The 24,392-nt window shown below is 72.4% G+C and carries 24 protein-coding genes; 13 read left to right on the top strand and 11 right to left on the bottom strand.

Going from position 1 to position 24,392, the window contains the following annotated elements; genetic code table 11:
* Positions 1 to 24: 24 nt before the first annotated feature.
* Positions 25 to 1,473 (bottom strand): glucose-6-phosphate dehydrogenase (NADP(+)), encoded by a 1,449-nt coding sequence (locus tag SJY07_RS12350; protein ID WP_328293955.1) that lies wholly within the window; start codon positions 1,471 to 1,473, stop codon positions 25 to 27.
* Positions 1,474 to 1,529: 56 nt separating this feature from the next.
* Here SJY07_RS12350 and SJY07_RS12345 point away from each other — a divergent pair, with 56 nt between their 5' ends.
* From SJY07_RS12345 to SJY07_RS12330, 4 genes are all read left to right on the top strand, one after another.
* Positions 1,530 to 2,459, top strand: coding sequence for an aldo/keto reductase (locus tag SJY07_RS12345; protein ID WP_380159436.1), 930 nt, complete (start codon positions 1,530 to 1,532; stop codon positions 2,457 to 2,459).
* Positions 2,460 to 2,463: 4 nt separating this feature from the next.
* The gene (locus tag SJY07_RS12340) at positions 2,464 to 3,372 is read left to right on the top strand and encodes an alpha/beta hydrolase (RefSeq protein ID WP_380159434.1); all 909 of its coding nucleotides are present in this window, start codon (positions 2,464 to 2,466) and stop codon (positions 3,370 to 3,372) included.
* A gap of 71 nt (positions 3,373 to 3,443) precedes the next feature.
* Positions 3,444 to 3,842: a pyridoxamine 5'-phosphate oxidase family protein gene (locus tag SJY07_RS12335; RefSeq protein WP_380159432.1), complete on the top strand. Its 399-nt coding sequence runs from the start codon at positions 3,444 to 3,446 to the stop codon at positions 3,840 to 3,842.
* 80 nt (positions 3,843 to 3,922) lie between these two features.
* Positions 3,923 to 4,528: a dihydrofolate reductase family protein gene (locus SJY07_RS12330; RefSeq protein ID WP_380159431.1), complete on the top strand. Its 606-nt coding sequence runs from the start codon at positions 3,923 to 3,925 to the stop codon at positions 4,526 to 4,528.
* 45 nt (positions 4,529 to 4,573) lie between these two features.
* Here SJY07_RS12330 and SJY07_RS12325 read toward each other — a convergent pair whose 3' ends face one another.
* Positions 4,574 to 5,284, bottom strand: coding sequence for a TetR/AcrR family transcriptional regulator (locus SJY07_RS12325; RefSeq protein ID WP_380159429.1), 711 nt, complete (start codon positions 5,282 to 5,284; stop codon positions 4,574 to 4,576).
* An 84-nt stretch (positions 5,285 to 5,368) separates the two neighbouring features.
* On the opposite strand from SJY07_RS12325, the gene SJY07_RS12320 reads away from it, so the two are divergent.
* Complete coding sequence (locus SJY07_RS12320; RefSeq protein ID WP_380159428.1) at positions 5,369 to 6,226, top strand: NAD(P)H-binding protein; 858 nt, start codon at positions 5,369 to 5,371, stop codon at positions 6,224 to 6,226.
* A gap of 2 nt (positions 6,227 to 6,228) precedes the next feature.
* On the opposite strand, the gene SJY07_RS12315 is transcribed toward SJY07_RS12320, so the two are convergent.
* Complete coding sequence (locus tag SJY07_RS12315; protein WP_380159426.1) at positions 6,229 to 6,936, bottom strand: SDR family oxidoreductase; 708 nt, start codon at positions 6,934 to 6,936, stop codon at positions 6,229 to 6,231.
* Between the two features lie 55 nt (positions 6,937 to 6,991).
* On the opposite strand from SJY07_RS12315, the gene SJY07_RS12310 reads away from it, so the two are divergent.
* Together SJY07_RS12310 and SJY07_RS12305 are read left to right on the top strand one after the other, a co-directional pair.
* Positions 6,992 to 7,372 (top strand): MerR family transcriptional regulator, encoded by a 381-nt coding sequence (locus SJY07_RS12310; protein WP_380159424.1) that lies wholly within the window; start codon positions 6,992 to 6,994, stop codon positions 7,370 to 7,372.
* Complete coding sequence (locus SJY07_RS12305) at positions 7,369 to 7,581, top strand: hypothetical protein (protein ID WP_380159422.1); 213 nt, start codon at positions 7,369 to 7,371, stop codon at positions 7,579 to 7,581. Before SJY07_RS12310 ends, SJY07_RS12305 begins: the two co-directional genes overlap by 4 nt.
* Here SJY07_RS12305 and SJY07_RS12300 read toward each other — a convergent pair.
* From SJY07_RS12300 to SJY07_RS12275, 6 genes are all read right to left on the bottom strand, one after another.
* Positions 7,532 to 9,277, bottom strand: coding sequence for a SpoIIE family protein phosphatase (locus tag SJY07_RS12300; protein ID WP_380159420.1), 1,746 nt, complete (start codon positions 9,275 to 9,277; stop codon positions 7,532 to 7,534). The genes SJY07_RS12305 and SJY07_RS12300 overlap by 50 nt on opposite strands.
* A gap of 71 nt (positions 9,278 to 9,348) precedes the next feature.
* Positions 9,349 to 10,287 carry an adenosine deaminase gene (gene add, locus SJY07_RS12295; protein WP_380159418.1) on the bottom strand — a complete coding sequence of 313 codons (939 nt, stop codon included), beginning with the start codon at positions 10,285 to 10,287 and terminating at the stop codon, positions 9,349 to 9,351.
* 23 nt (positions 10,288 to 10,310) lie between these two features.
* On the bottom strand, positions 10,311 to 10,682 hold the full coding sequence (locus SJY07_RS12290) for an RNA-binding S4 domain-containing protein (protein WP_380159416.1): 372 nt from the start codon (positions 10,680 to 10,682) through the stop codon (positions 10,311 to 10,313).
* Positions 10,679 to 12,328, bottom strand: coding sequence for a phosphoglucomutase (alpha-D-glucose-1,6-bisphosphate-dependent) (gene pgm, locus SJY07_RS12285; protein ID WP_380159414.1), 1,650 nt, complete (start codon positions 12,326 to 12,328; stop codon positions 10,679 to 10,681). The genes SJY07_RS12290 and pgm overlap by 4 nt, the downstream gene beginning before the upstream one ends.
* A 114-nt stretch (positions 12,329 to 12,442) precedes the next feature.
* Positions 12,443 to 13,342 carry a diguanylate cyclase domain-containing protein gene (locus SJY07_RS12280; protein WP_328293969.1) on the bottom strand — a complete coding sequence of 300 codons (900 nt, stop codon included), beginning with the start codon at positions 13,340 to 13,342 and terminating at the stop codon, positions 12,443 to 12,445.
* 146 nt (positions 13,343 to 13,488) lie between these two features.
* A complete protein-coding gene (locus SJY07_RS12275; RefSeq protein ID WP_380162298.1) occupies positions 13,489 to 14,142 on the bottom strand; it encodes a YoaK family protein in 654 nt (217 codons plus the stop codon).
* Between the two features lie 159 nt (positions 14,143 to 14,301).
* Between SJY07_RS12275 and SJY07_RS12270 the strand changes: the two genes are divergently transcribed.
* The 6 genes from SJY07_RS12270 (at position 14,302) to SJY07_RS12245 (ending at position 21,786) form a co-directional block, all read left to right on the top strand.
* Positions 14,302 to 15,930 carry an ABC transporter substrate-binding protein gene (locus SJY07_RS12270; protein ID WP_380159411.1) on the top strand — a complete coding sequence of 543 codons (1,629 nt, stop codon included), beginning with the start codon at positions 14,302 to 14,304 and terminating at the stop codon, positions 15,928 to 15,930.
* 2 nt (positions 15,931 to 15,932) lie between these two features.
* Positions 15,933 to 16,889: an ABC transporter permease gene (locus tag SJY07_RS12265; RefSeq protein WP_328293972.1), complete on the top strand. Its 957-nt coding sequence runs from the start codon at positions 15,933 to 15,935 to the stop codon at positions 16,887 to 16,889.
* The gene (locus tag SJY07_RS12260; protein WP_380159409.1) at positions 16,886 to 17,773 is read left to right on the top strand and encodes an ABC transporter permease; all 888 of its coding nucleotides are present in this window, start codon (positions 16,886 to 16,888) and stop codon (positions 17,771 to 17,773) included. Before SJY07_RS12265 ends, SJY07_RS12260 begins: the two co-directional genes overlap by 4 nt.
* 71 nt (positions 17,774 to 17,844) lie before the next feature.
* Positions 17,845 to 19,587, top strand: a complete 1,743-nt coding sequence (locus SJY07_RS12255; protein WP_380162296.1) for a gamma-glutamyltransferase family protein — start codon at positions 17,845 to 17,847, stop codon at positions 19,585 to 19,587.
* A 5-nt stretch (positions 19,588 to 19,592) separates the two neighbouring features.
* The gene (locus SJY07_RS12250) at positions 19,593 to 21,152 is read left to right on the top strand and encodes a dipeptide ABC transporter ATP-binding protein (protein ID WP_380159407.1); all 1,560 of its coding nucleotides are present in this window, start codon (positions 19,593 to 19,595) and stop codon (positions 21,150 to 21,152) included.
* Position 21,153: 1 nt separating this feature from the next.
* Positions 21,154 to 21,786: a GntR family transcriptional regulator gene (locus SJY07_RS12245; RefSeq protein WP_380159405.1), complete on the top strand. Its 633-nt coding sequence runs from the start codon at positions 21,154 to 21,156 to the stop codon at positions 21,784 to 21,786.
* Between the two features lie 49 nt (positions 21,787 to 21,835).
* On the opposite strand, the gene SJY07_RS12240 is transcribed toward SJY07_RS12245, so the two are convergent.
* Both SJY07_RS12240 and SJY07_RS12235 read right to left on the bottom strand, forming a co-directional pair.
* The gene (locus tag SJY07_RS12240) at positions 21,836 to 24,019 is read right to left on the bottom strand and encodes a heavy metal translocating P-type ATPase (RefSeq protein ID WP_380162294.1); all 2,184 of its coding nucleotides are present in this window, start codon (positions 24,017 to 24,019) and stop codon (positions 21,836 to 21,838) included.
* A 73-nt stretch (positions 24,020 to 24,092) separates the two neighbouring features.
* Positions 24,093 to 24,371, bottom strand: coding sequence for a DUF1490 family protein (locus SJY07_RS12235; protein ID WP_328293978.1), 279 nt, complete (start codon positions 24,369 to 24,371; stop codon positions 24,093 to 24,095).
* Positions 24,372 to 24,392 lie beyond the last annotated feature (21 nt).

Below are 24,392 nucleotides of genomic sequence, written 5' to 3'. Positions count from 1 at the left end.
GGGCGACGTGGGAACGACGGTCGGTCAGGAGCGCGACTGCCCGCGCTCGGTCAGCCAGCCGAACGGTGCGGCGATCTCCTCGGCGGCCTCCGGACCCCAGGAACCAGGTTCGTAGGGCAGCAGTTCGGGGCGCTCGGCGAGCAGCGGGCAGGCCACCCGCCACGCGTCCCGCAAGCCGGCCGACGTCGTGAACAACGCGCGGTCGCCGATGAGGACGTCGCGCAGCAGCGCGGCGTACGGCGGGAGCGGTTCGGCGTTCGGCAGGGCCGCGAGGTCCAGGTACAGCTTGCCCGGCACCAGGTCGTCGGAGACGCCGGGACGACGAGCGGTGACGCCGGCCTCGACGGACCCGTTGCCGCTCAGGATGAACGTCAGCGTCTCGGGCACCGCGTCGTCGTCGTGCTGCGGGCTGTTCAGCGGGCGCTTGAACACCAGGGTCACGTGCTGGTGGCTCTCGGCGAGCTTCTTGCCCGTGCGCAGGACGAAGGGAACGCCTTCCCAGCGGGGGGTGTCGACCCACACCTTGGCCGCGACGAACGTGTCCGTCGTGGAACCCTCGCGGACGTCCTTGATCTCCTGGTACCCAGTGCCCTGGCCGAGGACGACCTCGGTGGGGTCCAGCGGACGGAACTTCGCCAGCACGTTCTCGCGGGCCTGGGCCAGCGCGTCGGAGGTCCAGTCGCTCGGCGGGTCGAGCGCGACCTCGGCCGCGACCTGCAGGAGGTGGGTGACGAGCATGTCCAGCGTGGCGCCGGTCTCGTCGTAGAACGTGGCGCGGTCGTCGACCCCGAGGACCTCGGGGACGTCGATCTGGACCTGCGCGACGTGCTCGTTGCTCCACAGCTGCTCGATCATGCGGTTGGCGAACCGCAGGACGTGCAGCTGCTGGGTCGCCTCCTTGCCGAGGAAGTGGTCGATGCGGAAGACCTGCTGCTCGTCGAAGACCGACTGGACCAGCTGGTCGAGTTCCTCGAACGACTCCGGGGAGGTGCCGTACGGCTTCTCGTAGACGACGCGGGAACCCTCGGCCAGGCCGTGCGCGGCGATCGCCTCGGTGTAGCCCTGGAAGGTGGAGGGCGGCAGGGCCAGGTAGTGGACCACCTGCGCGTCGTCACCGACCTCCTGCTTGGCCGCGGCGATCGCGTCCAGCAGCTCGCCCGGGTCGTCGGCCGTGAAACCGCCGCCGGCGAACCGCAGCCCCGGCATGATCGACTCGATGACGTCGTCGTCGACACCGTTCTTGCCGCGGGCGAACTCCTGCAGACCCTTGCGGACGTGGTCGCGGTAGGAGTCGTCCGGCTGGGCCTTGCGGCCACTGCCGATCAGGACCCACTTCTCGGGGAGGAGGTCCGCGGCGGCGAGGGCCGCGAAGCCCGGCATGACGAGACGTTTGGCGAGGTCACCCGTGGCGCCGTAGACGACGAAGACGGTGGGGCCGGCGCTCGTGGTGGTGGCGCCCAGCGCGTTGCTCATGTCCGTCTCCAACTCGATGGGGGGTCAATTGATGCCCACGCCTACGCTACCTGGCTGTGGACACGTCTCCGTGGGTGCACTGTCTCGGTCTGGGCCTCGCCGCAGTGGGCCGCCCCGCCTACATCACGCTCGGCCGCGACGAGGACCTCGCCGCCGCGCGGTCCGTCGAGGAGCTGGAGGCCCGGTCGCACCAGCTGCTCGACCGGGCCTTCGACCTCGGCGTCCGCTACCTGGACGCCGCCCGCTCCTACGGCTACGCCGAGCGCTTCCTCGGCAGCTGGCTGGCCGCCCGCCCCGGCGCTCGGGAGCAGCTGACCATCGGCTCGAAGTGGGGCTACGAGTACGTGGGGGAGTGGACGCTCGACGCCCCGCTGCACGAGCGCAAGGACCACAGCCCCACCGTCTTCGACCGGCAGTGGCCCGAGACCCTGGAGGCCCTCGGCACCACCCCGGACGTCTACCTGGTGCACTCGGTGACCCCGGACAGCCCGGCGCTGGGCGACGACGAGCTGCTGGACCGGCTGCGTGCGCTCGCGGCGGGCGGGGTGCGGGTCGGGATCTCCACCAGCGGCCCGGAGCAGTTCGCGGTCGTGCAGCAGGCCCTGGCGGTCCCCGACAACCCCTTCAGCGCGGTGCAGTCGACGTGGAACCTCCTCGAACGCTCGGTCGGGGCCGCGCTGGCGGAGGCGCACGACGCCGGCTGGCTCGTCGTCGTGAAGGAGGGGGTCGCCAACGGCCGGCTCACCGCCCACGGGGCGGAACCGGGCCTGGCGCAGATGGCCGCGCTCGACGGGCAGACCCTCGACGCCTTCGCGCTCGGTGCCGTGCTCGCGCAGCCCTTCGTCGACGTCGTCCTCAGCGGGGCGGTGACGCTGCCCCAGCTCGAGCAGAACCTCGCGGCGCGACCGCCGGCCGCGGTGCCCGAGGGGGTCGTCGAGGCGCCTGCGGCGTACTGGGCGACCCGGAGCGCGTTGTCCTGGGGATGACCTCGTGACCGCTCGAGCTGCCGAGGATCCCCGCCTCGCCGCGCTGGTCGTGGAGTCCTGCGACTTCTACGCCCGGAGGGTGGCCGGACGCGGTCCGAACGGTCCGGTCGAACTCGAACGGGTCCGTTCCGCGTCGACCCCACCGCCCGTGTCGCACCCCGCGCCGGCCGTGGAGGTGCTCGACGGGGTTCCCGTCCGGATCCACGCCCCGGTCGCTCGCGCGACGGGGGTCCTGCTGGAACTGCACGGTGGCGGTTTCTTCCTGGGGTCGGCGGCGGCGAGCGACGTCCGCAACCGCGAACTCGTCGACGCCCTCGGGGTCGCGGTGGTCAGCGTCGACCACCGGCTCGCCCCGGAGGACCCCTGGCCCGCCGCCCCGGACGACTGCGAGACCGTGGCGCGCTGGCTCGTCCGCAACGCCGCGGACCGGTTCGGCACGGAGAGGTTCCTCCTCACGGGTTTCTCGGCGGGATCGACCCTGGCCGTCGTGACCATGGTGAGACTGCGGGACAGGGGTTTCGACCACATCGGCGGCGCGGTGCTGCAGTTCGGGACCTACGACCTCAGCGGCTCCACCCCCGCCGGACGCCTCATCGCGGACGAGTACTTCCTCGACGCCTACGCGGGTTCCCTGGCCGACCGGACGCACCCGGACTTCTCACCCGTCTTCGCCGACCTGCGGGGCCTCCCGTCCGTCCTCCTGGTGGTGGGGGCCGACGACGTGCTGCTCGAGGACAACCTGGCGATGGCCGAGCGGTTCTCGGCCGCCGGGGTCGACGTCGACCTGCGCGTCTACCCCGCCTCGCCGCACGGTTTCACCGGGCACCCGACGTCGATGGCGCGCGCCGCGCTCGCCGACGTCGAGGACTGGCTCCAGGATCGCCTGGAACCCACCGCGGACCCCTTCCGCTGATCCCACGATGGACCCGTGCAGATCCGGCGGGTGGGAGCACCGGACGTGCGCCGACGTGGTCCACTGCCCCGGTGTCGCCACCGCTGAGCCCCGAGGTCGAGGACCGTCTGCTGACGGAACGCACCGTCTGGCTGACGACCCTGCGTCCCGACGGATCGCCCCACACGACCCCCGTCTGGTTCGTCCACGAGCCCGGCACCTGGTGGATCGGCAGCGGCGGGCGCAACGTCAAGGTGCGCAACCTGTCGCTCGACCCCCGGGTGTCGCTGGCCCTGCCGGACGGGGACCACCCGGTGGTCGCCGAGGGTGTCGCGCACGTGCACCGGGACGGCTTCCCGCGGCACGTCGTCCGGGGTTTCGCGGCCAAGTACGGCGGGTGGGACATCACCGTCCCGGCGCACCCCGGGGGAACGCAGGTGCTCGTCGAGGTGCCCGTCACCCGCTGGCTCCTGACGGGTGCCGCCCAGTAGTCGCGCACGCGACCGATGAGTCCGCGGGACCCGCCGGGTCCACCCTGCGAGCGGACCGACGACGACACCGGGAGGACGACGTGGGCCAGATCCACCTCGAGCTGTTCGCGACCCTCGACCTCGTGGGCCAGGCCCCCGGCGGCCCCGACGAGGACCCGGTCGGGTTCGGGTTCGGGGGGTGGCAGGCGCCGCTGCTGGACGAGGTCAGCGGGGCGCAGGTCGGTGCCGCCTACGAGGGCACGGACGCCCTGCTGCTCGGCCGTCGGACGTACGAGATCTTCGCCGGCTACTGGCCGGACCAGACCGAGGGCGACATCGCGACCCTCTTCAACCGCGTCCCCAAGTACGTGGCCTCACGCGGTCGGCCCGACCTCTCCTGGGCCGGCTCGACGCTGCTGGGCCGCGACCTCGCGGCCTCCGTCCGGGAGATCCGCGACCGGCACGAGAACGTCAAGGTCGTGGGGAGCCTGAACCTCGTCCAGACGCTGCTGCGCGAGAAGCTCTTCGACGTCCTCGACCTCTGGATCCACCCGATCGTGCTGGGGGAGGGCAAGAAGGTCTTCGACGGCGGCGCGGTGCCGACCAACCTCACCCTGCTCGAACCGCCGTCGGCCGGGCCCCAGGGCGCGGTGCACCTGCGCTACGGCCTCGCCGACGGGGTGCCCGCGACCGGCGACATGGGGTAGGGCCGGGCCCGCTGCCCCGGGGAGGCGTGTCCCTGCCTGCGGTCGTCACCGCCGGGCGATCACCCGGTCGAGCCACTCGACGAGCAACCGGCGCTCGCCCTCGCTGAGCACGTCGAGTTCCGGCGCGAGCGCGCGGAACGCGACGGCGATCGAGGCGTCCTCCACGGGGTCGGTGGCGTCGGTGAGGATCTGACGCAGGACGGCCTCGAACATCGCATCGGCCAGACCGGGGTCGCGCCGTTCCGGCGGGGAGGCGAGCAGGGTGGTGATGGTGCCGACCCCGGCGGCCTGGAAGAGGTCGACAGCGAGGGTTTCCGCGACGCGGAGGCGGCCGGTGGTGGCGAGCCGGTGGACCCGGGCCGCGAGGACCTGGCGTCCGGATTCGGCTGCGGGTGAACGCACCACGCGTTCCGGATCGCTCAGCAGGCGGAACAGGGTCGGGTTCGTGACCCCGAACTCGATCTGGGAGTTCCAGCCGCGGCGCAGGTCCGCCAGGGGGTCGACCTCCTCGGCCGTCGCGGCGGCCGCGACGGCGGCCTTCGCGGTGACGTAGCCGGCCATGACGTGCTCGGCGACGGCCTCGAGCAGCCCGTCCTTGTCCCCGAAGAGGCGGTAGATGGCGGGGGCCTGCAGGCCGGCGGCCTCGGCGACCCGACGGGTGGTCACGGCGGCGGGCCCCTGCTCGCGCAGGAGTCGGGCGGCGGCGTCGACGATCCTCGACCGGGTGTCGCTGCGGCGGTCGGTCGTCTCGGTCACGTTCCAACGGTAACGCACTCTTGCTATCGCCGAGATTCCGTGGTTACTCTGATTCAGATACCATCGATACCAGAGGAGTTCACCATGATCGTCGTCACCGGTGCGACCGGCGCCCTCAACGGCGTCACCGTCGACCACCTGCTCGAACGCGTCCCGGCGAGCGAGATCGCCGTCGTGGCGCGCGACGTCGCGAAGGCGCAGCGCTTCGCCGACCGCGGGATCGAGGTCCGCCGCGGCGACTACGCCGACCCGGCCTCGCTGCCCACCGCCTTCGCCGGGGCGGACCAGCTGCTGCTGGTCTCCTCCAGCGACCCGCGTGCCGATGCGGTCGCCCTGCACCGCAACGCCATCGGGGCCGCCGTGGCCGCCGGCGTCGGGCGGATCCTCTACACCAGCCACCAGGGGGCGGCCGCGGGAACCCCGTTCGGGCCGGGCCGTGACCACGCCGCCACCGAGGAACTGCTGGCCGGTTCCGGCCTGCCCTGGACCTCGTTGCGCAACGGGTTCTACGCGCACAGCCTGGGCTGGCTGAGCGGACCCTGGCGCGAGACCGGGCGGATCACCGTCCCGGCCGAGGGGCCCGTCTCCTGGACGGCGCGCGAGGACGCGGGGGAGGCGGCGGCGGTGGTCCTCACGTCCCCGACCCCGTTCGAGGGCCCGACGACCCTCACCGCGACCGTCGCCCCGACGTTCGCCGAGGTGGCCGAGACCGCCTCCGCGATCGCGGGACGCACGATCGAGCTCGAGGTCCTCGCGCCGGAGGCGTGGGTCGCCGCGCAGGTCGCCGCCGGCACCCAGGAGTTCATGGCCCGGTTCCTGCTGGGCATGTACCAGGCGGCCGAGCAGGGGTTCTTCGCCGGGACCGATCCATTGCTCGCCGACCTGCTGGGCCGGGAACCGCAGACCGTCCGGGACGTGCTCGAACGGCCTGCGGTGCACTGAGGTCAGGCCGTGAGGAACTGGCGGTAGAACTCGGCCGGGTCCTTGGCGAGGGAGGCCTTGATCATCTCGCTCCAGTCGTCGACGAGGATCTCGATCTTCCCCGCCACGATGCCGTCGAGGGTCGCGCGGGCCGCGTCGGCCGGGTCGATCTTGGGAACGTCGTAGCCCTTGGTCATGTCCGTCTCGGCCGACCCCAGGTGGACGGAGGTGACCAGGGTTCCCTGGCCGTGGAGTTCCAGGCGCAGGGCGTTGCTCATGTTCCAGTTCGCCGCCTTGGACACGGCGTAGGCGCCGGTGCCCGGGTAGGCGAACCAGGACAGCGCCGAGGAGACGTTCGCGATGGCCCCGCCGCCGTTGCGGGCCAGGACCGGGGCGAAGGCGCGGACCATGGACAGGGTCCCCCAGAAGTTGACGTCCAGTTCGGCACGGACGCCGTCGAGGTCGGCGTCGAGGAGGTTCGCACCGGTGGAGATCCCGGCGTTGTTCACGAGGAGGTTCACGTCGCCCGCCTCGCGGGCCGCGGCCGCGACGGCCTCGGGGTCGGTGATGTCGAGCGCGATCGCCCAGGCGCCGGGCAGGTCGATCGAGGCGGGGTTGCGGGCGGCGGCGTAGACCGTCGCGCCCCGCTCGAGGAGCTGGCCGGCGAAGTGGCGCCCGATGCCGCGGTTGGCGCCGGTGACGAGTGCCGTGGTGGTGCTGTCGATGTCCATGTCGGCTACGCTAAAACCTGACGTTGACGTGAGAGGCAAGTCGTGAGGGGCATTCGTGCGCATCGGTGAGGTCGCGAAGGAGGCGGGGGTGAGTGTCCGCGCTCTGCGCTACTACGAGGAGCAGGGGTTGCTGACCTCCGACCGCGCTCCGAGCGGACAACGGCACTACCCGGTCTCGGCCGTGGAACGGGTGAGGTTCATCCAGAACCTCTACACGGCGGGGCTGGGCAGCAAGGCGGTCCTGCGGATCCTGCCGTGCATGGAGCACGGGGTCCTCACCGACGAGATGCAGGACCGGCTGCTCGCCGAACGTGAACGCATCCAGACCCAGCTCGAGGAACTGACCGCGACCCGGGACAAGCTCGACGAGGTCATCCGCCTCGGGGAGGCCTACCGCCGCGACCCGGCTGCACCGGGCTGCGAGCGCGCGTCGTGAGCGCCCCCGACGAGCAGCTCGCCCGGTTGCGCAAGGAGGCGAAGGCCAAGGGCTGGACCCTGGAGGCCCCCACCTCGCGGCATCCCGGGTACCTGCTGACCAGCGGGAGACCCGGGGACAAGGACGCCCGGATCGCCTTCGGGGTGGCGGGTCCGGTGCTCACCCTCGCCGAGGTCGAGCAGTGGCTCCGGGAACTGCCACGGACCTGAGGTCGACGTCGTGCTGCTGGGGGGCCAGGACCTGCACGCCGAGGAGCACGACGTCGTCCTCGGCGTAGCCCTCGACCATCCTCAGCAGTTCGTCGCAGATCTGCTCCAGGTTGTGGTGGGGCATCCCGGACACGGTGCGCCGCAACCACTCCAGCCCGTCCTCGATGCTGGCGTCGCGACGTTCCACGAGTCCGTCGGTGAACAGCAGGACGCCCGCCCCGAGGGGCAGGACCAGCCGGTGGTCGCTGCGTCCGGTCTCCGGGTCGAGTCCCAGCAGGAGTTCCGGTTCCGGCTGCAACAGGGTCGCCGAACCGTCCGGCGAGCGCAGCAGCGGCGGCGGGGCGCCGGCGTTGCTCCAGCGCATCGTGCGTTCTCCCTCGCCCGGCCCCTCCTGCAGCGTGAGCAGGACGGAGGTGGCGAGGCCACCCACGTCGAGGTCCGCCAGGGCGTGGTCGAGGCGGGTCAGGACGGTCGCGGGCCCCGCCGTGCTGCAGTAGGCGATGCCGCGCAACAGGTTCCGGACCTGACCCATCACCGCGGCGGACTCCTCGTCGTGCCCGCTGACGTCCCCGACGACCAGCGTCGTGCGGCCGTCGGCGGTCCGGAAGCTGTCGTACCAGTCGCCGCCGATCTGGGCGCGCTGCGCGGCCGGTCGGTAGCGAGCGACGACGAGGACGTCCTCGGGCTGGCGCGGTTCGGTCAACAGGCTGCGCTGCAACGCCTCGGACATGCTGACCGCGTCCGCGGCGACGGCCTGCTCGGTCTCGCGGGCTCGGAGCCGGGCGACGGCCTGGCCGTACTGGACCGCGATCGTCTCCACGAGGTCCACGTCCACGTCGGGGATCGCCCGGGTCTCCGGCCAGCAGAAGGCCAGTGCGCCGAGCGGACCGTCGCCGGCGCTCAGCGGGACGACGACGCACTCGGGCTCGATCGAGCGCAGGCCGGTCCCGAGGGCGGTGGCGAGGTGGGAGACCTGGTCCCGGGACAGTGCGCCCCGGGTGGTCACCCGCCGCTCCGCCGTGGTCGTGACCTGCCAGAGGTCGAGGGGCCCGTCGGGATCGCCGAGCGGGACCAGGGCGATCTCGACGCTGGTCGCGCCCACGGCTTCCAGTCCCAGACCGGCCACCACCTCGATCAGCACCTCCTGGTGCTGAGCCTGAGCGAGGCGCAGCGCCGCGCCGCCGAGGGCACTGACCCGCTGCGCCGCCGAACGTTCCGCCGCTCTCGCCGATTCGACCTCGCGGAGGCGGACGAAGAGTTCGGCCTCCACGTCGCGGGTGTGCGAACGGTCCCGCACGTAGTCGGTGACGTCCTCGATGCGCTGCAGGACGTGGTCCGTGATCCCGTCCGCGCCCGGCAGTGGTGCGCAGACCAACGACCACCAGCGCTGGACGAGCTCCCCGGTGGTGGGGTCGCGGACGTCGTAGGTGAACAGCGGCAACGATTCCGTGCTGCCCTCGTCGCGGGTGCGCAGGAAGGCGGCCTCCAGTGGGTTCCCACCGTCCTCGGACAGGGACCCCGCCGTGGGCGGGAACGCGTCGAAGACGTAGCGCCCGACCAGCTGGTCCCGGTCGCGCCCGAGGAGTCGGCAGTAGGCCTGGTTCGCCTCGGCGATGACCAGTTCCCGGTCCATGACGAGGAACGCCGCCGGCAACCCGTCGAACAGCGCGGCGAAGTCACGCACGGCGTCGGCCATCCCCCACCCTCCGTCATCTAGACATCACTCTTAGCATGCAGCTGGGGGGCGCGGGAGCAGAACGGTGAAGATCACGTCCAGCTGGCGGTCACGCTGTTGCGCGCGAGCTGCGCCAGTTCGGCCTCGCTGAACCCGGCCTCGTCGCGCAGGCGCCGGTAGTTGTCGCCGACGTGGCCGCCGAAGTACGTCGGGTCGTCGGAGTTGACCGTCACCAGGGCTCCCGCGTCGAAGAGTTCCCGGATCGGGTGCGACGCCAGGTCGGGGACGACCTTGAGCCGGAGGTTCGAGACCGGGCACATCGTCAGCGGTACCTGGTCCCGAACCACCCGGTCCACCAGGGCGGGGTCGCTCGCGATCGCCACCCCGTGGTCGATCCGGTCCACGTGGCAGAGGTCGAGGGCCTCCCAGACGTAGGACGCCGGCCCCTCCTCACCCGCGTGGCAGGTCGTCCGGAAACCCCGCTCGCGGGCGGTCGCGAAGTAGTGGACGAACTTCGACGGCGGGTTGCCGAGCTCGGAGGAACCCAGGCCGAACCCCACGATGCGGTCGGCCCAGGGCATCACGGCCTCCAGCATCGCCAGCGCGTCGTCCTCCGAACGGTGGCGTTGCGCACTCGCGACGAGCGCGGCGTCGATACCGGTCTCCTCGTGGGCGCGGGCGAAGCCGTCGAAGAGCCCCTCGAGCTGGTCCTCGAGCGGGACGCCGTTGGCCAGGAACGTCTGCGGACCGAAGAAGACCTCGGCCCGGGTGACCCCGTCGGCCGCCGCCCGGCGCAGGTAGGTGGTGGCCAGGTCGGCGAAGTCGTCGCGACGGCGCAGCACCCGGCACCCCTGGAAGAACACGTCGAGGAAGGACTGGAGGCTGGAGAACTCGTACGCCGCGTCGACGTCCTCGACGTTCGTGTACGGCACGTCGACGTCGTTCTCCCGGGCCATCCGCAACAGCTCGGAGGCCTCCAGGGTCCCCTCGAGGTGGACGTGCAGTTCGGCCTTGTCGAGTTCCTCGATCACGTCCCGACCCTACCGAGGCGGGTTCAGTCCTGCGGGGGTTCTCCGCGGAGGCGTTCCATCTCGCGACGGTCGCGCTTGGTCGGACGTCCGGCCCCGCGGTCACGGGTGCCGAACGCGCCGAAGAACCCGTCCTTCGGGGGCGGTGGTGGGGAGTTGTCGACGTAGGCGGCCTGCGCGATCGGGGCGCCCACCCGCTTCTCGAGCAGCTGCACCACCTCGAAGACCTTCTCGTACCCCTCGACCCGCACGCGCACCTCGTCGCCGACGTGCACGCTGGTCGAGGGTTTCGCGCGTTCGTCGTTGACGCGCACGTGTCCCGCCTTCACGGCGGCGGACGCGAGCGAGCGGCTCTTGTAGAGCCGCACCGCCCACGTCCACTGGTCGATGCGGGTCAACTCGCGAGAACTCCGTCGACGAGTTCCTGCGCCTCGGCCTGCACCCGGGCGAGGTGCTCGGCGCCCTGGAAGGACTCGGCGTAGATCTTGTAGACGTCCTCGGTGCCCGACGGGCGGGCGGCGAACCACGCGGTCTCGGTGACGACCTTGAGGCCACCGATCGCCGCCCCGTTGCCGGGCGCCTCGGTGAGCTTCGCGACGATCCTCTCGCCCGCGAGTTCGGTCGCGCTGACCTGATCCGCGGAGAGCTTCGACAGCGTCGCCTTCTGCTCCCGGGTGGCGGCGGCGTCGGAACGCTTGTACTCCGGCGCCCCGAACTGCGCGGTCAGGTCGGCGTAGTGCTGGCTGGGGGTCCTCCCCGTCACAGCGGTGATCTCGGAGGCGAGCAGGGCCAGCAGGATGCCGTCCTTGTCGGTGCTCCAGACCGAACCGTCCTTGCGCAGGAACGACGCGCCCGCGCTCTCCTCGCCGCCGAAGCCGACGGAGGCGTCCAGCAGGCCCGGGACGAACCACTTGAACCCGACGGGGACCTCGAGCAGCGTGCGACCGAGGGACTCCGCCACGCGGTCGATCATCGAGCTCGACACCAGCGTCTTGCCGATGGCGGCGCTCTGCGGCCAGCCCTTCCGGTTGCCGAACAGGTACTGGATCGCGACGGCGAGGTAGTGGTTGGGGTTCATCAGCCCGTCGGGGGTGACGATGCCGTGGCGGTCGGAGTCGGCGTCGTTGCCGGTGGCGATCTGGAACTGGTCGCGCTTGGCGATGAGCGAGGCCATCGCGGACGGCGAGGAGCAGTCCATCCGGATCTTCTCGTCCCAGTCCAGCGTCATGAACCGCCAGGTCGGGTCCACCAGCGGGTTCACGACCGTCAGGTCGAGCCGGTGACGGTCCGCGATGGCCTGCCAGAACTCGACGCTCGCCCCGCCGAGCGGGTCGGCGCCGATGCGGATCCCCGCGTCGCGGATCGCGTCGATGTCCAGGACGTTCGGGAGGTCGTCGACGTAGGTGCCGATGAAGTCGTACCCCTGCGCGGCGGCGCGAGCCTTCGCGAACGGGACCCGCTGCACGCCCTCGAGGCCGGCCTCGAGGTAGGCGTTGGCCTTCCTGGCGATCCAGCCGGTCGCGTCGGTGTCGGCGGGGCCGCCGTTCGGCGGGTTGTACTTGAAACCACCGTCGCGGGGCGGGTTGTGCGAGGGGGTGACGACGATCCCGTCGGCCAGGCCGCTACCGGTCGTGCGGATCGAGGAGCCGTCGCGGTTCGCGCGCAGGATCGCGTGCGAGACCGCCGGCGTCGGGGTCCAGGAGTCACGGTCGTCGACGAGCACGGTGACGTCGTTGGCGACGAGGACCTCGAGGGCGGAGACCCACGCCGGTTCCGACAGCGCGTGGGTGTCGCGACCGATGAACAGCGGACCGTCGAAGCCCTGCTCACGGCGGTAGTCCACGATCGCCTGCGTGGTGGCGAGGATGTGGTTCTCGTTGAACGCCGCGTCGAGGCTGGACCCGCGGTGGCCCGAGGTGCCGAACGCGACGCGCTGCCCGACGTCGGAGGGATCCGGCTGGGTCGCGTAGTAGGCCGTGACGACGTGCGAGACGTCGATGAGGTCCGAGGGTTCTGCGAGCTGTCCTGCGCGCGATGTCGTCATGGCTTCCTCGTCACTCCTGCGGTTCCGGTGACACCGCGCTCTGCGGTCGAGACCGATGATGCTGCACCCGTGCCCGCCGTCCCGCCACCGCCCTGGCGTGGCGACCCGGGACGCTCAGGCCGGGAGGCCGTCCGTCCCGCGGGCCCGGGGCAGCTTCGCGGCGTACATGCGCCGGTCCGCCTCGGCGAGGGCGTCGGCGGCCGACCAGGTCCCGTCGCACACGAGGACACCGGTGCTCGCCCCCCACGCGACGACGTCCGAGGGTCGCTGCGCCCGGGCGAGAGCCTCCGCGTAGCGGGCCACGCACCCCTCGGCGTCGGCGGCCTCGTCGAGCTCGGCGCAGACGACGAACTCGTCCCCGGCCAGTCGTGCGACGGTGTCACCGCTGCGCGAACCGCTGAGCAGGTGCTGCGCGACGCGGTGCAGGACCTCGTCCCCGGCGGCGTGCCCCAGCCGGTCGTTGACGGCCTTGAACCCGTCGAGGTCGACGAAGGCCAGCAGCACGTACCCACCCCGGCGGGCCGCACCGCTCAGCGCCTGCTCGAGGCGGTCCATGAACAGCAGCCGGTTGGGCAGGCCGGTGAGGCCGTCGTGGGTGGCCACGTGGGCCAGGTGCTGCTCACGGCGGACGCGCTCGGTGACGTCGCAGGCCGTCACGACCACCGCGACCCCCTCGGGGAGCTCGATCGTGGTCTCCACCGACTCGATGCGGACCTCCTCGCCGCCGGGACGCAGGAGGGTGACCTCCGCCGACCCGGACAGCGCCCGCCCGCTCAGCAGGCGGGCGGTGCGGGCCTGGACCAGCTGGGCGGAGGCCGGGTGGACCAGGTGCGACATCCACAGGCCCACCGCCTGCCCCGGGCCCGTCCCGAGCATCTCCTCGGCGCAGCGGTTGGCGTAGACGATCCGGTCGTCGAGGTGGATCCACACCCCCATCGGCACCTGCTGGACCAGCTCCTCGAACGGCACGGTGACCCGTGGTCGCGACGGCACGCTGACGCGTCCGCTGTCCATCGGGTCTCCTCCCGTCCCCGCGCGTCACCGGCGGGTGCAGGGGACGGGTGGAGCAATGAGGTGACGCTACGTGATGCCTTCCTGGACGGAAAGTGGTTGAGTACCGCATCACCCGTTCGCAGCCCCACTCGCGGGAGCGCCTGTCCTCAGGGGGTCTCGCGCGCCTTGAGGTGGCCGAGGAGGGCGGCGAGCAGGGCGATGACCGCGGCGAGGGCCAGGCCCGCGCCGATGTGCCAGCGCAGCAGGGCCGCGCCGACCGCGGCCCCGGCCAGGATGAGGACGACCGCGCCGATCCGTCGCCGCCACCCTTCGCCCGTGCCCCCCGCGAGCCGGGAGTCGGCCGCGAGGCCGGTGAGCGTGGAGGTCACGACGACCGTGGTCACGTCCTTGACCGCGAGGCGGCGGGCGGCGGCGCCCTGACCACCCATGACCACCCCGAGCGTGCCGGTGACGGCCAGGGCGGCGGGCGGTGCGGTGGTGCCGGCCTCGACGGGGACGCCCTGCAGTCCGGTGACCACGGCGGCCAGCACGCCGAGTCCGACCCCGACGAGTCCGAAGACCACCGAGGAGGCCGTCGTCCAGCCCGTCGGCGCCTTCCGCAGCACCCGGCCGACGACGGTCGCGCCCACGAGGAACCCGAGCAGCGCGACGATCGGGCCGACGATCGGGAGGTCCTCCGCGCCCGTGAGGGCCATGCCGAGGATCACGACGTTGCCGGTCATGTTCGCCGTGAACACGCGGTCGAGGCCGAGGTAGCCGACGGCGTCGACGATGCCGGTCGAGAACGTCAGGACCAGCATGAGCGCCAGGTGCCACTTCTTCGCCACGAAACTCCCCGTTCCTCCAGGTGAGTTCCGGAAGATACCGGAGCGTCGGCAACACAGACGAAACAAAGTCGGAGTACGGTCCCCGATTGTATACGTTCCTGACCTGCTCGTCGGCGTCCCGAAGGTGTTCACATGAAGGTCCGCGTCCCGTGCTCGCTCGCCGCGCTGCTCCTGCTCACCGGCTGCGTGGCCGTCCAGCCCGTGCAGCCCGCCCCCGACCGCGAGGACGTCACCGGCGTCGCGATCGGTTCCCGTCCCGTCGCCGACGGCGGCGACCTGGTGATGGCGCTGTCGGCCGAACCCGACAAGCTCGACCCGACCACGTCCTCCTCGCTCTACACGCGCTACGTCATGAACGCCGTGTGCGAGAAGCTCTACGACATCGACGCCGACGGGAACCTCGTCCCGCAGCTCGCCGCGGCGCTGCCGACGATCTCGCCCGACGGCCTCACCGTCACGATCCCCGTCCGCACCGGCCCGGTGTTCGCGGACGGAACCCCCTTCGACGCCGCCGCCGTCGTCACGACGCTCCAGCGGAACCTGACCCTCGAAGGGTCCTCGCGCAAGAGCGAACTCGGACCCGTCGCCGACGTCACCGCACCCGACCCCGGGATGGTCGTCGTCACCTACAAGACGCCGTTCTCCCCGCTCACCGCGGCGCTCGCCGACCGGGCCGGGATGATCATGTCGCCCACGGCGCTGGCGGCCGAAGGGACGGACTTCGGGGCGCACCCCGTGTGCGTGGGGCCGTTCAAGTTCGTCGAACGCGTCCCGCAGACCTCCATCACCGTCGAACGCGACCCGCTGTACTACGCCGCCGACGAGGTCCACCTGGACACCATCACCTACCGCATCATGACCGACGCCAACATCCGCGCCGCGAACCTCCGCTCCGGTGACGTCCAGGTCGCCGACAGCCTCTCCCCGCAGGACGTCGACGCGCTGGCCCAGGAGAAGGACGTCGGGTTGCTGCAGACCGGATCGTTCGGCTACCAGGCGGTGACGTTCAACCTCGGCAACACCGAGGGGACCGGAAAACCGCCCGGCCGCATCGACACGCCGCTGGCCACCGACCCGCGGATCCGGGAGGCGTTCTCGCTGTCGGTGGACCGGACCGCGCTGGTGAACTCGGTGTTCAACAACTGGTACGAACCCGCCTGCTCGTTCGTCCCACCGGACAGCACGTACTCCACCGAGGCGAGCGAGGCCTGCCCCACCTACGACCCCGCCCGGGCCAAGCAGCTCCTCACCGAGGCCGGCGTCGAGCTGCCCTACCGGTTCACCATGGCGACCTCGAACACCGCGGACTCGTTGCGACTGGCCCAGGCCCTGCAGGCCAGCGTCGTCGCCGGCGGTTTCGACCTCACCATCCAGCCGGTGGAGTACTCGACGCTGCTGGACCAGCAGACCAGCGGTGACTTCGAGGCCGTGCAGCTCGGTTGGTCGGGTCGTGTCGACCCCAACGGCAACAGCGCGAGCTTCCTCAGCACCGGGGCCGGGAACAACTACTCCGGGTACTCCTCGCCCGAGGCCGACGACCTCGTCAAGGCCGCGGCCCGGGCCACCGACCCCGCGCAACGCGCCGAGCTCTACGGGAAGCTGGTGACCGTCGTGCAGCGCGACAACCCGATCGTCTACCTGTACCGGCAGCGCAGCATCACCGGGTACACCACCCAGGATCCCGGCGTGGCCGGGATCGAGACCTACGCCGACGGAGTGGTCCGGTTGTCCCGGGCCGCGTTCCTGGCCGGAGGGAAGTGACCGTGGCGAGATTCCTGCTCACCCGTTCGTGGCAGAGCGTCGTCACCCTCGTGCTCGCCTCGATGGTGGTCTTCGCCGGGGTCCGGGCCCTGCCCGGTGACCCGGCGCTCGCGGCCGCCGGCGAGGAGGCGACCCCCGAGGCCGTCGCGGCGATCCGGGTCCAGCTCGGCCTCGACCAGCCGATCTGGGTCCAGTACTGGCGGTTCGTGCGCAACCTCCTCTCCGGTGACCTCGGCACCTCGGTGCGCACCGGCACCCCGGTCACCGAACTCATCGGCGCCACGTTGCCGGTGACGGCCTGGCTGGCCCTCTACGCGATGGCGTTCGCCGTGGTCATCGGCCTGGTCGCCGGGACGCTCGCGGCGGTCCGGCGCGGAACCCCCCTGGAGTTCGGGTTGAACACGCTGTCGATCCTGGGGTTGTCCGTCCCCAGCTTCTGGCTCGGGTTGCTCGCGATCCTCTACCTCGCCGTCGGCCTCGGCTGGTTCCCCGCCTCCGGCTACGTCTCCCCGGTGGAGGACCCGTTGCGGGCGCTGCACCACCTCACCCTGCCCGCGGTGATCCTGGGGACCGGGATCGCGGCCGTCGTCATGCGCCAGACCCGCGCGTCGATGCTCGCCAACCTCGGCGCCGACTACGTCCGGACGGCCCGCGCGAAGGGCGCCTCCCGCGCCCGCGTCGTCGTCCGGTTCGCGCTGCGGAACTCCCTCGTCGTCGTCGTGACCCTCGTCGGGTTGCAGCTCGGCGGGTTGATCTCCGGCGCCGTCGTCACCGAACGCATCTTCGGCCTGCCCGGTTTCGGCAAGCTCACCCTCGACTCGGTGTTCAGCCGCGACTACCCCGTCATCGAAGGAGTCGTCCTCGTCGTGACCCTCGCCTACATCGTCATCAACCTGGCCGTGGACGTCCTCTACAGCGTCCTCGACCCCCGCATCCGGGTGGCGGGGGCGACCTCGTGAGCGCGGCGACGGAGACGCCCGTGGACCGGTTGTCGGTCGACCTCGGGTCCAGCCGCGGGCGGGTCCTGAAGAACCTGCTGCACGACCGCCTCGGTCTGACCGGTGGGATCCTGCTGCTGCTCGTCGTCGTGGCCGCGGTGTTCGCGCCGCTCATCGCGCCGCACCCGCCGACGCAGGTCCACTTCGAGACGCCGTTCCAGCAGCCCCGGACGGTGGGTTTCCCGCTCGGCACCGACGACCTGGGCCGCGACATCCTGTCCCGCGTGCTGTTCGGGACCCGGGCCTCGCTCGAGGTCGGGATCCTCGCCGTCGCGCTGTCCATCGTCGTCGGCGCACCGCTGGGGCTGGTCGCGGGCTACTGGCGCCGTCTCGACGCGGTCGTCTCCCGCCTCACCGACCTGACGCTGGCGTTCCCGTTCCTCGTCCTGGCCGTCGGGCTGGCGGCGATCCGCGGGGCGAGCCTGTCGAACGCGGCGATCGCGCTGGGCATCGCGCACGTCCCGCAGATGATCCGTGTGGTGCGCGCGGAGACCCTGCGGCTGAAGGGCTCGGAGTACGTCCTGGCCGCCCGGAGCATGGACGCCTCGGGAGCGCGGATCCTCGCCACCCACCTCCTGCCCAACGCCGTACCCTCGATCATCGTGCAGGCGACCGTCATCATGCCCGCCGTCGTCATCGGCGAGGCGCTGCTGTCGTTCCTCGGGCTGGGGATCCAGCCGCCCACCCCGAGCCTCGGGATCATGCTCTCCGACGCCCAGCAGTACATCTTCCGCGCGCCGTACGCGGCCCTCTTCCCCGGTCTGGCGATCGTCCTGGTCTGCCTGGCCTTCAACCTGTTCGGCGACGCGCTGCGCGACGCCCTCGAACCCGGAGGACACCGGTGAGCCCCTTCTCGCCCGACTTCACGCAACCGTCCGACGAGACCACCCGCCCCACGCTGCAGGGCACCTTCGGCATGACGGCGACGACGCACTGGATCGCGACGGCCGTCGGGCAGTCCGTCCTCGAACGCGGCGGCAACGCCTTCGACGCCGCCGTCGCCGCGGGTTTCACCCTGCACGTCGTGGAACCCCACCTCAACGGCCCGGGCGGGGACATGACCGCCGTCCTCGCCACCGCTGCGGACCCGACGCCCGTCGTGCTGAACGGGCAGGGGCCGGCGCCCGCGGCGGCGACCGTCGCGCACTACCGCGGGGAGGGACTCGACCTCGTGCCCGGCGCCGGTGGGCTCGCGGCGGCGGTCCCGGGCGCGGTCGACGCGTGGATGGTCCTGCTGCGCGAGCACGGCACCTGGGAACTCGCCGACGTCCTCGCGCCGGCCATCGGCTACGCCCGCGACGGGCACCCCGTGCTGCGCCGGGTCGGGCGGACGATCGCCTCCGTCGAGCAGCTGTTCCGCGACCACTGGCCCACCTCGGCCGCGTTGTGGATGCCGCAGGGTCGGATCCCGGAACCGGGCGAGGTCGTCACCAACCCCGCCTGGGCCCGCACCCTGGAACGCCTCCTCGAGGCCGGGAAGACGGAGACCACCCGCGAGGGCCGCATCGAGGCGTTCCGGCGGGAGTGGCGGGAGGGTTTCGTCGCCCGCGAGGCCGTCGAGTTCCTGCGCACCCCGCACCGCCACTCCTCCGGCACCGACCACGCCGGGGTCATCGAGGTCTCCGACTTCGCCGGGTTCTCGGCCGGTCTCGAGGAGGCCGTCACGATCGAGTTCCGGGGGACGACCGTCGCCAAGACCGGGCCGTTCGGCCAGGGCCCCGTCCTGCTGCAGGCGCTGCGGATCCTCGACGGGTTCGAGGACGCCGACCTCGACCCCTCGACGGAACGCGGGGCGCACACGGTCCTCGAGGCGCTGAAGCTCGCCCTCGCCGACCGGGACGCCTACTACGGGTCGCAGGCCGATCCGGCGGTGCTGACGCAACTGCTCTCGCCGGAGTACGCGGCCACGCGACGCGCGCTCATCACCGACCGCGCCTCGCACGAGTTCCGCCCCGGTGTCGTCGCGGGCGCGGAACCGTTCCTCCCGCCGCTGGCCACCGAGGCCCCCGACGCGGTGGGGGTGGGTGAACCCACCGTCGGTGAGCCCACGGTGGAGGCCGGCGGGACGACCCGCGGCGACACCTGCCACCTCGACGTGGTCGACCGCTGGGGGAACATCGTCTCCGCCACGCCGTCGGGAGGGTGGCTGCAGTCCTCCCCGACGATCCCGGAACTCGGCTTCTGCCTCGGGTCGCGGTTGCAGATGACGTGGCTGGAGGAGGGTTCCCCCTCCGCCCTCGCCCCGGGGGAACGACCGCGCACCACGCTGACCCCAACGCTGCTGCTGCGCGACGGGGTTCCCGTCGCGGCGCTGGGAACCCCCGGCGGCGACCAGCAGGACCAGTGGCAGTTGCTCTACCTGCTCCGGACCCTCGTCGGCGGGTACTCGCCGCAGCAGGCCATCGACGCCCCCGCGCTGCACACGACGTCGATGCCGGGGTCGTTCTGGCCCCGGACGTGGACCCCGGGGGGTGCCGTCGTCGAGGACCGGATCGGGGCGGACGTCGTCGCCGGTCTGCGGGCCCGCGGGCACGAGGTGACCGTCGCGGGCGGGTGGACGCTCGGGCGGTTGTCCACGGTCGAACGGGACCCGGCGACCGGAGTGATGCAGGCCGCCGCGAACTCCCGCGGCGCCCAGGGTTACGCGGCGGGGCGGTGAGCAGGGTGGACGAGCTGCTGAGGATCGAAGGACTCGACGTCGCCTACGGCACGAACACCGTCGTCCACGGGGTGGACCTCACCGTCGGCCGCGGCCAGCGGGTCGCGGTGGTGGGGGCCTCGGGGTCGGGCAAGTCGACCACGGCCGCCGCGGCGATCGGGTTGCTGCCGGGTCGGGGCCGCATCACCGCCGGGCGGGTCCTCTTCGACGGTGAGGACGTCACCGCGGCCGTGCAGGGCCGGGACGAACGTCGCGCCGCCCGGCTGCGCGGACGCCAGATCGGCCTCGTCCCGCAGGACCCGATGTCGAACCTGAACCCCTCCGCGCGGGTGGGGCGACAGGTCGCGGAGACCCTGGTCATCCACGGGATGGCCCGCGGGGCGGCGGCGCGGACGCGAGCGGTGGAACTGCTGGAGGAGGCCGGGATCCCCGACGCCGGGCGTCGGGCGAAGCAGTACCCGCACGAGTTCTCCGGCGGGATGCGCCAGCGCGTCCTCATCGCGATGGCCCTAGCCGCGGAACCGGAACTCCTCATCGCCGACGAACCCACCTCCGCGCTCGACGTCACCGTCCAGCGCCAGATCCTCGACCACCTCGAACGTCTCACCGCGGCCCGGGGTGCCTCGCTGCTGCTCATCACCCACGACCTGGCCCTCGCCGCGGACCGCTGCGACGAGGTCGTGGTGATGTCGGCGGGCCGGGTCGTGGAGACCGGTGCGGCGCAGGGTGTCCTGCGCTCCCCGACGCACGAGTACACCCAGCGGTTGGTCGCCGCGGTGCCGGGACGGACCGAACCCCGCACCGCGCCGGAGGGGGCGGCGGAGGTGCTGCGGGTCGAGAACCTCGTCAAGGACTACCGGGTCCGCGGCCGGCGCGAACGGTTGCGGGCGGTGTCCGACGTGTCGTTCTCGGTGCGGGCCGGGACCACGACGGCCGTCGTGGGGGAGTCCGGCTCGGGGAAGTCGACGACGGCGCGGATGGTCCTGGGGCTGGAGGAACCCACGTCGGGCACGGTGACGCTCGACGGCGGGCGCCGCGACATGCAACCCGTGTTCCAGGACCCCTACGGTTCGCTGGACCCGACGATGACCGTCGAACGGCTGATCGACGAACCGCTGCGGGTGTTCTCGGTCGGTGACGCCCGGGCCCGCCGGGAACGCGTCGGTGAACTGCTCGACCAGGTCGCCCTCGGACGCGACCTCGCCCAGCGACGCCCGGCGGAACTCTCCGGCGGGCAGCGGCAGCGGGTCGCGATCGCCCGGGCGCTCGCGCTGAACCCGAAGCTGGTGGTGTGCGACGAGGCCGTCTCGGCCCTCGACGTCCTGGTGCAGAAGCAGGTGCTGGAACTCCTGGGCCGGTTGCAGGCCGACCTCGGGGTGAGCTACCTGTTCATCACCCACGACCTCGCCGTCGCGCGCAGCATCGCGCACGACGTGCTGGTCATGCGGCGCGGGGAGGTCGTCGAAGCGGGCAGGATCGAGGACGTGTTCGACCACCCCCAGCACGAGTACACCCGCGAACTCCTGACGGCGATCCCCGGGGCCACCCCCCGGCGCGCGGCCTGAGGTGGGCGCCACGGCGGAACGGGTCACCGAGGCCCTGCGCCAGGACGTCCTCAGCGGCGCGCTGCCCCCGGGGTCCCGCCTCACCGAGACCCTCCTGGCGCAGCGGTACGGGACCTCCCGCGTCCCGGTGCGGGAGGCCGTGCGGGCCCTGGCCGCCGACGGCTTCCTCGACCTGCGCCCCAACGCGGGCGCGACGGTCGCCGCTGTGCCCGTCGACGACCTCGCTGACCTCTACGCCGTCCGCAGGGTCGCCGAGGGGATCACCGCGGCCCGCTGCGCGCGGCGGGTCGCGGCGGGCGACGCGGACGGGCTCGTCGCCGAACTCGGGGAGATCGTCGAGGCGGGTTTCGCGGCGCTGGCCGAGGAACGGGCGGCCGAGGGGGCCCGGCTGAACGCCGAGTTCCACGCCACCATCGCGCGGGCCTCGGGGGCGGCGAGCATGACGATGGTGCTGCGCCGGGTGACCGAGCGGATCCAGTGGGCCTACGCGACGACCGTCCCGCAGCAGGGGAAGCGGGCCTGGACCGAGCACCGCCAGATCGTCGCCGCCATCGCGGCCGGCGACGAGACCCGGGCGAGCCGCTGCATGGAGACCCACGTCGAGAGGTCGCGGGCGGGGTTCCACGGCCGCTGAGCCCCGTTCGCCCACCTCGCCGCGGTGACGGGGACGTCGATCACCGCCGTCACGGCCGTCCTCCTGCTGCGCTCCGGCGGCGCACGGGAACCTGGTAGCGGATCAGCCGTGCGGAGTTGACGGCCACGAAGACCGAGGACGCGTTGTGTGCGATGGCCGCCACCACGGGCGACAGCGCCCCCGCGGCACCGAGCGCCAGCCCCAGGCCGTTCACGGCGATCGAGGCGCCGTAGTTCTGCTTGATCAGACCCAGGGTCCGGTCCCCCAGGTCCCGCAACTGCAGCAACCGGCGCAGGTCGTCGCCGACGAGCGCGACGTCGGCGGTCTCGACGGCGACGTCGGTGCCCGACATGCCCATCGCGATCCCGAGATCGGCCAGGGCCAGCGCCGGGGCGTCGTTCGTGCCGTCGCCCACCACGGCGACGGTGAAGCCCTCGGCCTGCAGGGCCCGCACGACGTCCTGCTTGTCCTCCGGCATCGTCTCCGCGCGGAACTCGGTGATGCCGAGTTCCGCGGCGACGGCGGCGGCCGTGTCGGGGTTGTCGCCGGTGAGCATGACGATCCGCTGGACCCCGCTGCGGCGCAGGGTGTCCAGAACCTCGCGCGCCTCCGGGCGGACCTCGTCACGCAGACTCACCAACCCCGTGAGAACTCCGTCCACGGCCAGCAGCAGCGGGGTCTCGGCGGCCCGCTGCAACCGGTCCACCCAGTCGGTGGCGTGCTCGTCGACGCTCACGCCCTCGCGGCGCATCAACCCCGGCGATCCCACGAGCAGGACCCGGCCGTTGGCCTGCACGCGCATCCCCAGACCGAGGATGACCTCGCACTCCTCGTGGGTGGGGATGAGCAGGTGACGTTCCTCGGTGGAACGGATGACGGCTTGGGCCAGCGGGTGCCTGGAGTGCACCTCGGAGTTCGCGGCCTCGGAGAGGACCTGCTCGGGGGTCCAGTCCTCGCGGAAGGACAACACGTTCGTCACGACGGGACGGCCGACGGTCAGGGTCCCGGTCTTGTCGAAGACGAACGCGTCGACACGACCCGCGGCTTCCAGGTGCGAACCGCCCTTGACGAGGATCCCGCGCCGGGCCCCGTTGCCGATGGCCGCGCTGATGGCCGTCGGCGTGGCCAGTCCGACCGCGCAGGGGCAGGCGATGAGCAGCATCGTCATGGCCCGCCGCACGTCACGGGTGAACACCAACGTCGCCAGGGCCAGGCCGAAGGAGGCCGGGACGAACTTGCGGCTGAACGCGTCGCCCACGGTCTGCACGGGGGCACGGTCGGCCTGGGCGTCCTCGACGCGGGCGATGATCCGTCCCACCGCGGTGTCCGAACCCGTTGCGGTGGCCCGGACGACGAGACGTCCGCGCAGGTTGACGCTGCCGGCCAGCACGGGGTCACCGACGGCGCGCTGGACGGGGAGGTTCTCCCCCGTCAGCGCGGCCTGGTCCACGACGGCCTCGCCGTCGACGACCAGGCCGTCGACGGGCACGGTGGACTGGTCGTGGACGACGACGAGGTCGCCGACCCGCAGTTCGGCGAGGTCGACGCGCTGCTCGACGACCTCCCCCTCGGCGGTGTTCCGCCGCACCCACGCGGTGGTCTCGCTGCCCTGCAGCAGGTCTGCGATGGCCCGCCGGGTGCGGCGCAGCGTGAGGTCCTGCAGGTACTCCCCGATGTTGAGCAACCAGAGCACGGTGAGGGCCACGACGTTCTCGCGCAGCAACAGGCTCGCGACCGTGGCGGCGGAGACCAGCGCGTCGGTGCCCGCGCTCCGCTTCCCGACGAGGGAACCGAAGGCCCCCTTGAGGAAGGGGTAGCCGGAGAAGATCGTCACACCCGTCGCGACGAGACGTGAGGTCGGGCCGAGCAACGCCGGGCGACCGAAGGCGTAGCGGCGCAGGCCCAGCAGGGCCAGTGCGGCACCGCCGACGGCGATGCGGGCCACCTCACCGTTGCCGACGTCGGCCGAGCGCGGGGTGCGGGACGGATCGGCGTCGTGCGCGACCCTCGCGCTGGAGGCGACCGCCGCCGCCATCTGCTCCACGTGCAGGGTCGCGGGGTCGAAGTGCACGACGACGTTGCCCGTCACGGGGTAGGCCCGCGCCAGGCGGACACCGTCGAGGCGGTCGAGGGCTTCTTCGGCCGCGACCGCACGAGCTGGGCTGCGGCGCAACCAGTCCGCCTGCAGCCGCAGGCGACCCGGAGCCACGGCCACGACGTTCAGCGGCGACAGCTCGACCGGGCTCCAGGTGGGGCTGGACACGTGCGCACCTCCTGGGGGGTGGGGGACGGTGAGCCGGAACCGCTCAGTGCTGGTGGTCGTGCCCCGCCTGCGGGGTGGGCGGTACGGGGACCTGCTCGCCGAGCTCGTCGTAGGCCTGGGCCACGATGTCGCCGGTGCCCAGGCGCAGGCGCTCGACCCCGGTCTCGGCGGCGCGGGAGGCCTTGATGCCGGCCTTGGTCCCGCTGACGGCGAGGCGGCGCAGGGCCGCGCCGCCGCGACCGTCACCCAGGGCCTTGACGATCCCGGCCGAGGCGGCTGCGGTGAGGGCGAGACGCCCGAGGGGCGCGGCGATGGGCAGCACGGAAGACCTCCTGAGACGACG

It is taken from the genome of Kineococcus sp. R86509 (assembly GCF_042466365.1).
Lineage (GTDB): Bacteria > Actinomycetota > Actinomycetes > Actinomycetales > Kineococcaceae > Kineococcus.
The sequence above is the reverse complement of the archived record's forward strand: the minus strand, read 5'-3'. Positions and strand labels throughout refer to the sequence as shown.